Source organism: Oscillibacter sp. MSJ-31 (assembly GCF_018918025.1).
GTDB lineage: Bacteria > Bacillota > Clostridia > Oscillospirales > Oscillospiraceae > Hominicoprocola.
Genome location: NZ_JAHLPT010000007.1, coordinates 51,910 through 64,180 on the forward strand (window position 1 = coordinate 51,910; position 12,271 = coordinate 64,180).

A 12,271-nucleotide genomic window follows, 5' to 3' on the forward strand; every position below is an offset into this window, starting at 1 on the left:
CATCACCCTATACCGTCAGGTATAGGACTGGACAAGATGAAATATGCCCCTGAAAGATGCGGGAATATATAGGGAAAAATTACCTGTAAAATCTATCTTTGAGATGTCAGAAATCTTAGGAAAATATTCCCTGAAAACAGGCCAGATATCATAGATGATTTGAGATAGAAAATAAGGAAATAATTCCCTGAAATATGGCAGGATAGATGTCTGATAAAAAGCGGGAAAAATGCGGTCGGTGTGGCTGGCAAAATGGTATGGTCGGTCAGGCTGGGAAGAGAAAAGAAAGGGGACGCTACTCCTCAAGCGGCCCCCTATCAGTATCGATAAGCAAGTTATTTGGTCCCCGCGTATTACCAGATACCGTTAATCGAAAAGGACCGTCGATAGATGGACGGTCCCCGATGTATGTATAAATGTATTACCATTTTTCTCTTAATTTCCCGATGTATGTACAAATGTATGTATAAATGTATATACATTTTCTCAAAAATGGGGGCAAAAACCAAAATGTATGTATAAATGTATGTACAAATATATGTATAAATGTATATACATTTGTTAATACATTGCCCCCGAAATGCCGAAATTTCCAAAATGTATGTATAAATGTATGTATAAATATATGTATAAATGTTAATACATTTATATGTATATTCTCGGAAAAGAACAACGAAAAACGCAAAATGTATGTATAAATGTTAATACATTTTTGGCCCTACGGGCCTGAGATATATGTATATATGGTGTCCTAAACAGGAAAATAGGGGGTATGGATGGGCGAAAAAGAAGACCGCTTGATAGAAAAACGGCCTTTGTATGTATATATGGGTATAGAAAAAGGACCGCTCTTTCGGGCGGTCCTCTGTATTTTACTTCTCAATTTCGTCCAGGACCTTTGCCTTTTCTCTTCTTTCCTTGTTGGCTGGGTCCAATTCTAATGCCTGCTGCCGAAGAGATGGCTTGAAGTTTTTCCTGGCTTCCATCATTTCTATGATGCTTGGCTCTCTGTAGTGCTCTTTTTCCTTGTCGTAGATATACTCACACCTACAGGAATATTCCTTGTAATACTTCAAGAGAACATTACAGTGGGAAAGTGTCTCACCGAATAAACGCTGATAGTTGTTGTAGATATCCTTACCACGATTTAAAATCATCGCGTATCTGAACTGCTGACATACCTCGTCCATTGAACAACGGCTCGGCTCGGTCGGGTCGGTCGGCTTACTAATCATATCGGCAAGCACCTCCTGTTCTGACATTACTCTATTGTTATCATCTGTATATGGTCCGTAAAATAACATAAAAAACACCTCTCATAAAATTAAAATTGTTTTATATTACATAGTATTATGTGGTTAATTAATATATAACTTTTTGATGTCTTACCATTTCAAACGGGCTAATACTGTCCTCTGGCTGCCTGATATGTCCTGGTCATCGACAAGGAAGTATGCGTCTTTGATACCCTTGTTGTCTGCCCAGGTGGCATCCAGGTAGTAGGTATTCCCGTCGATGACTACACTATTCCAGGCGTGTCCACCGCCATTTGCCTCACCCTCTATATACTCGGCCTGGATACCACAGCGGGTAGCAAGTTCAAAGAATAGCATCGAATATCCCTCACATACCGCCGTGCCTGTCCGAAGATTGAAGTCCAGGCCCCGTAAATACTCATCCTCATCGTCTGGGTAATCGAAATTATCACAAACATAATCAAATATGGCCTTTACTGCTTCCCGCTCGGTCATATCTTCGTTGGTTATCTCTCGAACAATAGCATCCAGGGCTTCATCCAGGGCCTTTAATTGCTCGTATCTTCTCTCGGACAGGGTAGCATAAAGAAGAATGGTATTCTCATTGACATATGCTGACGGGCCGTAATCGAAGAAGAATATGTCAGCGTCCTTATATAGCTGCGTATGCTCTACGATAGGTTTCCAGTCTGTCAGTTCTTCTCTGGGGTAGTAATACATCCTGGTATTCGCTTCAAACTTTCCCTGGTATGTCTCGTAGTAGATGTAGTCCCCATAGTTTATCTTGAACCGCTCTTTCTCTTCGTCAAGGACGAACTGATAGGGAAAGTCATCATCCAGGGGATACATATGATTGATGATGTAAGAGAAATAGGAATCAGTATAATGTATCTTGCTGCTGCTCGGCTCTACCGTTATCTCTCTATCGTTCAAAGGGGCGGTCGCTGCTATATCATCGGCTGGAATATATCCTTTCATCCCGTTATACTCTACGAACCTGAAGCCCCTGCTTTCTTCATAAACGGCTATCTGTGCCCCTTTTGGAATGACGGTAATCTTATCACACCCATAACCCATACCGGCTCTCATAATGGTCGTATGGGCCGCGTATGCGGTCTCTGGTTCCACATCGCCAGGGTTGGCTACTGAGTAGCATACAAGGGCTGTTGTCCTCGTTCGCTGGTAATAGTGGTAGGTTCCCCAGAACCCGTCGTATTCGTTTTGGGTCTCGATGCTTTTCATCCCTCTGTTATAGGAATATACCCCGATGAACGCGGTCAAAGATATCGTCAGGGCTATCAAGGCTGCTGTCATTTTTCGTCTCATTTCGCCTCACCGTCCTTATCTATAATGTAATATTCTTTTCCGTCTATGGTTATCGTCTCGGCTGTCTCGGTGTTTACTGTGATATGCTTCTCTTCCTGGCTCTCTCGGTAGGGTATCACAACATTGAACATCACATATGAAAATATGGACATACCAATGAAGAGAAATGCCAGGGCAGATATAACGCTCTTCTTTAATGACGGTCTTAAATTTTCTGAACCGTATAACATATAAATCACCTTCCCATTGTAAAGTCTATCGTTCTCATATTCTCTGTGTCATTGAATGTGTTGTCGCTGAATAGGAAATAGTCGCTTGTGCTCGTGTCATCGTAGTTGGTGGCATCCAGGTAGTAGGTAGTCCCGTCGATGACTACACTGTTCCAGGCGTGAAGACCAAAATCGGTATTGCCCCTGACATATGATATGTCCAGGCCACATCTTGTCCCTAACTCAAATATTAGAAGGGCATAGTCCTCACATATGCTCGAGCCTGTTGTCAGGACGGTATCTAAGCCTTTTAGCCTCTTGTTCTCTTCTTCGTTCTGGTATTCCAGGTTGTCCTTTGTATAGTCGTATATGGCCCCCAAGGCTTCCATTTCCGTCATATTCTTATTTGTGATACTTCTGACTATTCTGTTCAGGTAAGCATCCAGGGCTTTCAGATTTCTATATGTTTTCTCGCTTGCCTTGAACCAGTATGCTTTCGTGTCCTGGGTCAGATTAATCGTTATACCGCTGTCAAGGTAATAAAGGTGGGCAAATTCATTGGCTGTCATTGTATCGCTGCTGCTGCGGAAGTCGATGTCATCCATTGTGTAGGTCCCTGCTATCTCTTTGTAGAAAACATAATCGTCTATACCTGGCATCATCTGTTTATCGCTCATCCTGGCCTTTGTGCTCTCTATAATCGCATTGTTCCCGTCATACTTTCTCATCTGTCTCAGGTATGTGCTCATAAAAGACGAAGAATAATGTATCTTCTTTTCGCTTGTCATCTCTGGCTCTTCTTCCTGTTTTGTTCCCATTCTGTAGTCGATGATATTCTCGCTCTTCATCCATCCATATGTTTCGCCATAACTTACATAAGAAAAGCCGTTTCTTTCACCATATACGGCTATCTGTGCGTTTTCGGGTATGATTGCTGTCTTGCTACACCCATACCCTATACCCCCTCTCAAAACGGCTGTATTCGCCGTATAAGCGGTTTTTTCATTTTTTGTGCTCATCTCTTCCATAAGGCATATTCTTTCGGCCCTCTCTCTTTTCTCTGTCATCTGTATCCTTGAGAACCCTGTTATCTCGGCCTTGGAATAAGTCGTTGCCCCTGTCATCATCGCCGCAACAAGGACAATAATTGCTATCGTTCTAAAAAGATTTTTCATTTGAAATTCCCCCATAAAATAGAAAGTTCGTTTGTGTCTCTTCTTAATATATTATATTAATTAAAATATAAGAATATAACCATTTCTCAAAAAATTTTTGAAAAATAACGGTTTGAGCATACCAAAAGATTGCCCTTTTATGTTCAACCAAATATATCCCTATACCACAAATTGATAGGAAGCTGTCCATAACCGTTTTCTTGAATACAAAATAAAAACCCGCCTCACAGGGCGGGTATCATCTTGATTTAATCGAACGCATTGATGTTTATTAAGATTTCGGGGATATCAAGAGATATATAGACCTCTTTGCCCTCGTTTTCACGCTTGAACTTCTCTTGAAGAAATGCCATTAAGCATTGTTCGCGGTTCCTGCTTAAATAAGATTTCTCTTCTTTTGTTATCTCGCCTATCTCGCCCCGAAGCAGCTTCTTTAACCCGCTGCGTAGGACCTCAAGACAGTGGTTATCGAACTCTGCTATAAGTTTTGCCATATCTTTTTCGGAATACGCAACATACGGAATTTTCAGGGCATCGAAAGTATGTAGTGTTCTGGTATCAATCGTAGTATAGCGAACCCCGCATATTTCATCATCGGAATAATCAAGCAGTTTAACAATAGTATAATCCATTTTTATCACCTCTCAAAAATTTTAAGAAGCAAAAGCGGATAGATTACGAAACTACCAATGTATATACCACCGTATAGAAAAATCGAAAATCTTGGGTTTAATGATAATGACCAGCTTCTTAATTCTGGAATACTCATTATCACAAATGAAATAAGGGAAATCATCATAGCCCAACAAAGAGAGGTAATAATTGTACCCTCAAAACCCCAATGAATATGGTTCTTGTCAGAATGATTCTTATACCTTTTGCCCTCTTCGTAGCCTCTTTTATAATTATCATCACATATCACATGATTTTTTTTACTTTTAATTCTTTTCATAATTAAAACCACCTCATATACAAAATATAAATTTCTAAGATAATTGCTCTAATCACCATAAGAATTGCCCCTAAACACCCCTCAGAATCGTTTTCAGTTTCTTTACTAACTATCCAAAGACCAAAGCCACCAAATACAAGCGAGAATACTATAACTGCTATAATACTATTCATAAATTAATCACCACCCACAGACATAGAATTATACCCGCCACACCAACCAAAGTATAAATCCCAAAGAACTCGAAAAAGAACTTCTCGTTCTCGCTGGCCTTACCGTTCTTGACTTTCATGTATAAAGAAATAAAATTCAAAAATAGAAGCCAATAAACCTAAACCAAACAAGAATGCTCCAAATAACATAAAGTACACCATAATCATAATCAAATCACCCCACATAATTAAAGCCAACTATCCCATACAATAAAGATATCAAAGCTTATAAGAAAAATGAAAACCGCTATATCAAAGCCTATAAGAAGAATGAAAACCGCTGCTGCCCACACTTTGATAAATTCTAAGGAAATTTGGTAGCCTCCGAGAGAATAAAACACCAAGCCTACACCGACAAGCATCACAGCGACAAGAAGTGTCAGAAGCAATAATCGTATATAATTTCTTTTCATAATCACATCACCCCAAACAGACGCAAAATTCTAATTATAACATACGCCACCATAACCTGGGCTTCAAGTAGCCCACGGACCTTATTAAATGTGTCCTCACACAGAAAATATCTATTAATACCGAGTCCAAAAACACACAACGCCACCACAATCCCCGAAATAAATTTATAATTAACACTCAACATAATTAATAACCTCCATAAAATAAGAATTTGTTTTCAATTTTGATGTTTTGCCGCGTTTTCTTTGACTTTCTCGCGGCTTTTGTTATTCATCTTATATTATATACTACAATCAAACTTCAGAAAATATAACTGTTTTTTCTGAAAAAATATGAAAAAATTATGAACTTTTTTATGATTTAAACTGGTCCTGGCTGCTGACCCTACCCACCTTTTCTCTTCAACTTTTTTTCAATCTATACCTACCATTAATAGAATAATAAGTAATAACTTAATCTATATAATCTATAGTAATTCCCCCCCCCATAAAGATGAAATGCCCTGCCAATATCGGCAGGGCATAACTGTTTCATAGAACACTTTTTTATTATAAAAATTAAACTATAACAGTAATATGTAATATAAAACAATTTTAATTTTATGAGAGGTGTTTTAATATGGATGACAAAAAACTCTATAGAGTGTTCCCCAGGAACTTCGCAAACGAATACAGATACCAACTGCTTACCGAACAGGAAGCAAGCGATATCAACAACAATATCAATTCGTCCGCTGATGCGATAGATATGAGCAACAAAGCCAAACTCAAGGCTATCAAGGATGAGATAGTGGACAGTGTGGAACCAAACCAAATGTCCCCGTCTATGGATAATTACCGGATGAATCTTTCCGATGAACGCCAGGAAGCATTGGAAGCCGCTTACCAGAATTATGTGGATGAGTTCAATGTTGAATTGGACCAGAAAAGGGAAGAGTTCAAAGACGAATACGATGAGTATGTGAAGGGATGTGCCGATGAAGGTATCGAACCGGACAGCATAGAAAAGTGGATGAAAGATGAGAAAGATGTAGCTGCCGAACCCCTGGAACTCGCTGAGTGGTCAATGTATGAATACGAACTGCCAGAGGGGCAAGATGACAAATATGTAAGTGTAGATGACAATGTATGGGGCTTCATCGAAAAATATGAGAATAAAGCAGCAGAAAAGCAGGAAAGGGAACCCCTGGCGGACATCCTTGCCCGTGCTGAAAAGAAAGCCGAAGAGCATAACAGGGCCAGCCAGGAAAAATCTAAAGATGAATTTGAGAGGTGATATAAAATGAATGAGAAAGTAATTAAAATCGATGATAATTGTTATAAATATGGTTATATAACCTGGACCAGGGATAGATTGATAGATACTCTATCTCACGGCTTTAACCTGAAAAACCTTGACAAGCCCTTGAGGGCGGACAAGGAATTGGTAATGGCTGCTGTCAAAGGTGATGGCAAAAATCTTTATTGGGCCAACAAGGCATTAAGAGATGATAAGGAAATAGCAATAAACGCCATAAAATATGGCTATAACGCATATGCGTTCGAGTATGTGTCTGATAGGCTGAAAAGCGACAGGGATGTTGCCCTGGCGGCAGTAGAATATTCGGCATTCAATATGAGGCTGGTCGGAGATGAGTTAAAGCACGACGCTGATTTCATCAGAGATGCGTGTATAGCAAATTATGATTTAGTTAAATATTGTGATATTGCGGAATTACGCCTTGATGAGGAAACGAAACAGCTTATAGACTCTGCTAAAAAGATGATAGAAGAGAAAAAGCCTTCCCTTTCTTCCGTGCTTGGTAAGGCAGAAAAGGCTTCCCAGGAACACAATAGCAAATTGAATACACAGTCCAGGGATGATAAGGACCTTGAGAAATAAGAAAAGACCAGGTAATTTTTACCTGGTCTTTCTTTTACGCATAATGATAATTGATGCTATGGATAACTTCTGTGTAGTCATCCTGCTCTATGTCCAGAACTCCTTCATCATCCCAACCAATAGAAAGGACCAGAAGAAGATTACTGAAAGTGTAAATCTGGTCCCGCTCTTCCGTCAGGTTCTTCTTGATGCTGTATGTCTTGGCTACCAATAGGACCTTTTGGGCGGCAATATCAACTATCTGGGTATTGTTGTTGGGGTGGGCAAAATAATAATGCTGGTTCGGGGTAAGGACGATAAGGTTCTCGGCATAATACATAATGTCGGGGAACTCGTTCTTCGGGAAGATGTGATGTGCCTGATTTGCGGGAACCATATCCGTGTGGTTCCTGTCGAATTGTGTCAGTTCGGAAATGCTTCCACGGTTCGTATCATTGATATTCTTGACCAAACGCTTTGCGGCATTCATCATCTGCTCGAAATAACCCTCGCGGACATCGAATTCGGGATGATTTGCCAGCCAATCTTTTCTGGCAACGCCTTTCGGCTTATCTCTGTAAATGTCCCTGAAGTTATCTCGGTTATACATCATATCGGAACGGTTAATGGGATGCTGGGACATTCTACCGGCTATCGTTCCGTGCTTCCTGTATTTGAAAGCAATGGGGTTAAGGACCTTGGTAAAGATTCTCTTCGGCTCAAACTGGCCTCTCACAGCGGTATACTGATGATAGAAGTCGATAAAGGCCTGTTTCATGTCCGCAAAGGAATTGCTGGTCTGAAGATTGAAATACACCTGGAAGTAGGGGAACAAATCACTATCCCTTAAAACCTTTTCGATATATTCCTGTAAGAACCTTAAAGCATAGATGTCATTTCTGGCGATATACTCCAGGACATCCTTATTCTTGACTTTGTAAAGATGCTTCTTTGTCTGGCTTTTGTCCTCTATAACTCCAGCATAGCACAAAAGACATAGCGGCTGCGAAAACACTTTGTCATACTCATTTTCTGCGGACTTATCATCCGTATCGGGCTTTGAAAAGGTCTCTCTGATAGTCTGCTTGGCATAATCGCTTTCCCAAACATCCTTTACTGTGAAGGTCTCGCTTACATTTTCAGAATAGTATAGAACGAAGTCAGACACGGACCAGAGAACATCAGGGGTACATTTCTGGTCTATCCATCTGCCGTTCCCGCTTATTCTGATATCATAATTGGTTTCAGATAGAAAAGCCCTAATGTCGTTTTCTGTCATATCTCCGCCCCCTCTTTCAGTAGTCCGAAAAAGAATACTGAACAAGCATCTATGTTCAAGGACCGTGTTTGGTAGTTCCGTGCCGTTTTGTAGAACTGCCTATATTCATCGCTCGAAAAATACTCCAGCTGTTTTTCCGTTATGGACAGGTCTTTCCTGGGAATGAGAATGGCAACAGAACCATTCACAATGGTATTCGGCGGCTTCCTCATCACTCTCGGCTTATAGGACATATTGGGGGCCATATAAACATCATCGCGGTCAAGGTAGGCATATACGCCCAAACTTTTTATCCTGTCCCTGCTTATATAGCTGTCATAGCCAGGGATGTCGATGATGCTCTTCCCGTCGTTGCTGATATTCCTGCTCTTCAGAACCCGTATCTCGCCGGTATCCGAAAGCATTGAATTGGTTATCTGCCGGTCTCTGAACACAGAGAATACATCGAAATTCAATTTCTTCGCTACGGCATCGAATTCCTTGTCTCTGTATATCAGCCAATAAGGGTATTTTTCATCCGTGATGTATCTTTGCTTCTGTGTCAGGGTCTTGTTTTCCGTCGTGCTTATAACGGTGGTCTTTTCGGGTTTCTTCCTGTTATCTACGAAAAGGGCGATAGTCTCAATCAGCACACCCTTAAAGCCATTTTCTCCGAAGTCGATGATACAGGGCATACACCGCTCTTTTAGAATGTGTCTGCTGATTTGAAACTCTGGCGTATTCAGCAAGAACTTGGGGAATACGATGCTCACATAATCGCCTACATCAATGGCTTTTTCCAGGAAGTATGAACAGATATTCGTGGTCTCTTTATTTACCACCATAGACCGATAGACTTTAAGCATCGGGTCCGTCTGCTTCATCTTGTAGAATGGGGGGTTGCCTATAACCAGGTCGTATCTGTGCTTTAAATCATAGCACAGAAAATCAGCGGTTATGTAGTTGATATCGCATTCGTCAGGCAAGGTATACTTCTTCTGAAGGGCCTTAAATATCCTCCTGCTTTCAGGGTCAATGTCCACAAGGTCTACTTTCAGACGTTTTCCCTCATACCTCTTCAAGAGAAGTGGGATAAAATTTCCGACTCCTGCTGAAGGCTCGAGAACCGTTATCTCATCCTGCTCGAAATCAGGAAGTTCCATCATCATTTTTGTGATGAGAGATTTGTTAGTATAAAAGGCAGCATTGTCCGTTCTTTTTGAATTGGACAGTTCGGCTATGCGGCTCAAGGCACTTATAGATAAATTAAGAGGGTTCTCATCAATAAACGAAATCAGCTCGCCCACATCGGAAAAGCGAAACTTTTCGACAATTTTCGCAATGTCGCCGGTCTTGATGATTCGACAGTCCAGAACCTTGCCTATATTGTCCGCTATCTGCTTGAAAATCGCCGTGGGGACAGCTTCCCCAAGAGATTGCCGTATTTTTATCTCTTCTTTCTTCAAATACGCTTTCTTTTCTTTCAGAGAAAGAGAGTTCAGGTAAGCAAGGTCATATTCGGACCACTTAAAATCATAGGGCAAGGTCATCATCAGCATTAGTTCTCTGATACTGAATACTCTGTCATCTGCTGGATGGACCGTATTTTGAGATGCTAACTGGTCATTGCGGGTATGGACACAAGGGCCTACCTTGTCCCAATACTGTCTTCTGTATTTGTCCCCGTTCTTTTGAAGATTGATTACAATTTTCCCGTCCTTGACCTGATGCGGCTTCTTCTCATCGTCCTCGTTCTCAAACGCGGACTGGCCCTCTTTCAGGTCGTGTATCCAGGAACGCATATGCTCTGGGTATTCCCTGAAAGAATGGTAGATGTCATCGGGGGATATCTCGCCAAAGGTTTTCAGCGGTCGCAAACCGCCTATGACCTCTCTTAAGGTCCGCTCTTTCACGGGGGACGGGAAGAGTTCAAATGGGGAAACTTCGTCCTCCAGGTCGTTCCTCACGCCTATAACAATCGTCCTGCTTCTGCTGGAACAGGCCCCGAAATTCTTAAAGTTAATGACTTTTGATATATAGATATAGTCGCTGCCAAGGTTGTTTTCAATGGCTTCTGATATCGGTTTATCCACCCCGTCGATGTCAGAACAAATGGTATTCATAAAGGCAGGAACATTCTCAAAGATAAAGAACTTGGGATGGATGCGGTTGATTATTTCGATGGACTGAATAACAAGAGAATTACGAATTATCTCATCCGTGGTCTTCTTATGATTGGCTACACTCATCCCCTGGCAGGGCGGCGTGGCAATAACAACATCGACCTCTTTGATGTGCTCCTGCTTCTCCCACATCGCTATTTCACGGTATAGTTTATTCTTCACCTCATCAGCGGTGATGTCCCCGCAAATATAGCCGCTCTCATATTTACATTTATGGTTGAACTTCTGGACATTCAGCCGTCTTTCTATGAATTCATTAGTGGCAATACACTCATAGCCCGACTGTTTGAAGCCATAGCATCCAACACCGGCACTACTGAAAAGACTAATATAGGTTTTCATACGCCATAGCCCACTTTCGTCAAAATACTGTATCAGAACTATTATACTATCCGCAGGACCGGAAAGCAAAGACTTTTTCTGGGCATATAAAGAATTGGGCCACCAGGCAAATACCCGATGGCCCAATTTCCAAAAATGGCAAGAATTAAAAGGCAAGAAAAAATGGAATGGATATTATATCCTACACATTACACTATAACAATATAACTGTTTTATGCTCTATGCTGGAACGGGAATAAGAAGAAATGCGAGTCCTACGCATATAGATATATACCCTATCTTCCTTGTAAGGCGGTTCTTTGCCTTCTCTTCCACATACCTCGCTATGTATAACAAGGTTATGCCTAACATTACCAGGATAATGCCGATAATGTAAAGCAAGCCGATTTTAATTCCAAGCGTGTTCATCTGGCATACCTCCTGCTGTAATTATTGGATACTATATAATATTGATTTTTTGCCAAAAATATAACCATAAAAATAGACCGTTCCGAATAGAACGGTCTATTTTCTTATTCTCCTGGCTCTGAGATAGTCGCTGAAATTTCGGGATTCTCTTCGTGCCCTACCTCTACAGTCTCGCTTGATGATACCGTGGCATCCTGCGTCTCATCTTCTGCTATTTCTGACTCGTCCCCTTCCGCTGCCTCATCCTCATCATTGGTTGGGGCCTCTGCTGGTTCTCTCTGCTCGTTCTCAACTGGTTCCGTATCTTCTGTCTTGCTCGGTTCCTCTGGTTCTGCTGCCTCATCGGTCGGCAGGGACTCATCCTGCTTCGTCTTGTCTTCTGCTGCGTCCTCGCCAGTCGGCTCTACAATATTGGTATCCTGGTCGATGCCATATATCTGGTCTGGGTCAATGATTTGTTCAGGGGCCAGCAGTTGTAATTCCTCTTCAGCAACGGGGAACTCATCATTCACCATTAGAACTACCGTTTCCGCCTCATCCCTATCCACCATATACCCGAAAGAATTGGTAAGAGATATTGTCATTGTCAATACCAGAAACAAAGACAAAATCATCAATGAAAATCTTTGAAACATTTTCATTAAATAAATCACCTCCAAAAAAGTTTTATACTTAA

13 protein-coding genes are annotated in these 12,271 nt (G+C 41.2%); 2 read left to right on the forward strand and 11 right to left on the reverse strand.

What is annotated here, in order from left to right:
- Positions 1–872 precede the first annotated feature (872 nt).
- The 7 genes from KQI17_RS06945 to KQI17_RS06975 all read right to left on the reverse strand — a co-directional run bounded on the left by KQI17_RS06945 (position 873) and on the right by KQI17_RS06975 (position 5,543).
- Positions 873–1,304, reverse strand: a complete 432-nt coding sequence (locus tag KQI17_RS06945) for a hypothetical protein (RefSeq protein ID WP_216495466.1) — start codon at positions 1,302–1,304, stop codon at positions 873–875.
- Positions 1,305–1,385: 81 nt separating this feature from the next.
- Positions 1,386–2,582 carry a transglutaminase domain-containing protein gene (locus KQI17_RS06950; RefSeq protein ID WP_216495467.1) on the reverse strand — a complete coding sequence of 399 codons (1,197 nt, stop codon included), beginning with the start codon at positions 2,580–2,582 and terminating at the stop codon, positions 1,386–1,388.
- Positions 2,579–2,812, reverse strand: a complete 234-nt coding sequence (locus tag KQI17_RS06955; protein ID WP_216495468.1) for a hypothetical protein — start codon at positions 2,810–2,812, stop codon at positions 2,579–2,581. Before KQI17_RS06955 ends, KQI17_RS06950 begins: the two co-directional genes overlap by 4 nt.
- A 5-nt stretch (positions 2,813–2,817) precedes the next feature.
- Positions 2,818–3,966, reverse strand: coding sequence for a transglutaminase domain-containing protein (locus tag KQI17_RS06960; RefSeq protein WP_216495469.1), 1,149 nt, complete (start codon positions 3,964–3,966; stop codon positions 2,818–2,820).
- Between the two features lie 248 nt (positions 3,967–4,214).
- The gene (locus tag KQI17_RS06965) at positions 4,215–4,598 is read right to left on the reverse strand and encodes a hypothetical protein (protein ID WP_216495470.1); all 384 of its coding nucleotides are present in this window, start codon (positions 4,596–4,598) and stop codon (positions 4,215–4,217) included.
- Between the two features lie 5 nt (positions 4,599–4,603).
- Positions 4,604–4,918, reverse strand: coding sequence for a hypothetical protein (locus KQI17_RS06970; RefSeq protein ID WP_216495471.1), 315 nt, complete (start codon positions 4,916–4,918; stop codon positions 4,604–4,606).
- A 400-nt stretch (positions 4,919–5,318) separates the two neighbouring features.
- On the reverse strand, positions 5,319–5,543 hold the full coding sequence (locus KQI17_RS06975) for a hypothetical protein (protein WP_216495472.1): 225 nt from the start codon (positions 5,541–5,543) through the stop codon (positions 5,319–5,321).
- Positions 5,544–6,162: 619 nt separating this feature from the next.
- Here KQI17_RS06975 and KQI17_RS06980 point away from each other — a divergent pair.
- Both KQI17_RS06980 and KQI17_RS06985 read left to right on the forward strand, forming a co-directional pair.
- Positions 6,163–6,819 carry a hypothetical protein gene (locus tag KQI17_RS06980; protein ID WP_216495473.1) on the forward strand — a complete coding sequence of 219 codons (657 nt, stop codon included), beginning with the start codon at positions 6,163–6,165 and terminating at the stop codon, positions 6,817–6,819.
- A 6-nt stretch (positions 6,820–6,825) separates the two neighbouring features.
- Complete coding sequence (locus KQI17_RS06985) at positions 6,826–7,425, forward strand: DUF4116 domain-containing protein (RefSeq protein WP_216495474.1); 600 nt, start codon at positions 6,826–6,828, stop codon at positions 7,423–7,425.
- 34 nt (positions 7,426–7,459) lie between these two features.
- Here the strand turns inward: KQI17_RS06985 and KQI17_RS06990 are convergent, their stop codons facing one another.
- The 4 genes from KQI17_RS06990 to KQI17_RS07005 form a co-directional block, all read right to left on the reverse strand.
- Positions 7,460–8,683 (reverse strand): restriction endonuclease, encoded by a 1,224-nt coding sequence (locus tag KQI17_RS06990; RefSeq protein ID WP_216495475.1) that lies wholly within the window; start codon positions 8,681–8,683, stop codon positions 7,460–7,462.
- Entirely contained in the window at positions 8,680–11,187 is a 2,508-nt protein-coding gene (locus KQI17_RS06995) for a DNA cytosine methyltransferase (RefSeq protein ID WP_216495476.1), read from the reverse strand. Before KQI17_RS06995 ends, KQI17_RS06990 begins: the two co-directional genes overlap by 4 nt.
- Before the next feature lie 219 nt (positions 11,188–11,406).
- On the reverse strand, positions 11,407–11,595 hold the full coding sequence (locus KQI17_RS07000; protein ID WP_216495477.1) for a hypothetical protein: 189 nt from the start codon (positions 11,593–11,595) through the stop codon (positions 11,407–11,409).
- A gap of 104 nt (positions 11,596–11,699) precedes the next feature.
- A complete protein-coding gene (locus KQI17_RS07005) occupies positions 11,700–12,236 on the reverse strand; it encodes a hypothetical protein (protein WP_216495478.1) in 537 nt (178 codons plus the stop codon).
- Between the last annotated feature and the right edge of the window lie 35 nt (positions 12,237–12,271).

Coding starts and splice junctions, on each gene's coding strand:
- KQI17_RS06945 (WP_216495466.1), bottom strand. CDS start 1,304: ATGTTATTTTACGGACCATATACAGATGATAACAATAGAGTAATGTCA.
- KQI17_RS06950 (WP_216495467.1), bottom strand. CDS start 2,582: ATGAGACGAAAAATGACAGCAGCCTTGATAGCCCTGACGATATCTTTG.
- KQI17_RS06955 (WP_216495468.1), bottom strand. CDS start 2,812: ATGTTATACGGTTCAGAAAATTTAAGACCGTCATTAAAGAAGAGCGTT.
- KQI17_RS06960 (WP_216495469.1), bottom strand. CDS start 3,966: ATGAAAAATCTTTTTAGAACGATAGCAATTATTGTCCTTGTTGCGGCG.
- KQI17_RS06965 (WP_216495470.1), bottom strand. CDS start 4,598: ATGGATTATACTATTGTTAAACTGCTTGATTATTCCGATGATGAAATA.
- KQI17_RS06970 (WP_216495471.1), bottom strand. CDS start 4,918: ATGAAAAGAATTAAAAGTAAAAAAAATCATGTGATATGTGATGATAAT.
- KQI17_RS06975 (WP_216495472.1), bottom strand. CDS start 5,543: ATGAAAAGAAATTATATACGATTATTGCTTCTGACACTTCTTGTCGCT.
- KQI17_RS06980 (WP_216495473.1), top strand. CDS start 6,163: ATGGATGACAAAAAACTCTATAGAGTGTTCCCCAGGAACTTCGCAAAC.
- KQI17_RS06985 (WP_216495474.1), top strand. CDS start 6,826: ATGAATGAGAAAGTAATTAAAATCGATGATAATTGTTATAAATATGGT.
- KQI17_RS06990 (WP_216495475.1), bottom strand. CDS start 8,683: ATGACAGAAAACGACATTAGGGCTTTTCTATCTGAAACCAATTATGAT.
- KQI17_RS06995 (WP_216495476.1), bottom strand. CDS start 11,187: ATGAAAACCTATATTAGTCTTTTCAGTAGTGCCGGTGTTGGATGCTAT.
- KQI17_RS07000 (WP_216495477.1), bottom strand. CDS start 11,595: ATGAACACGCTTGGAATTAAAATCGGCTTGCTTTACATTATCGGCATT.
- KQI17_RS07005 (WP_216495478.1), bottom strand. CDS start 12,236: ATGAAAATGTTTCAAAGATTTTCATTGATGATTTTGTCTTTGTTTCTG.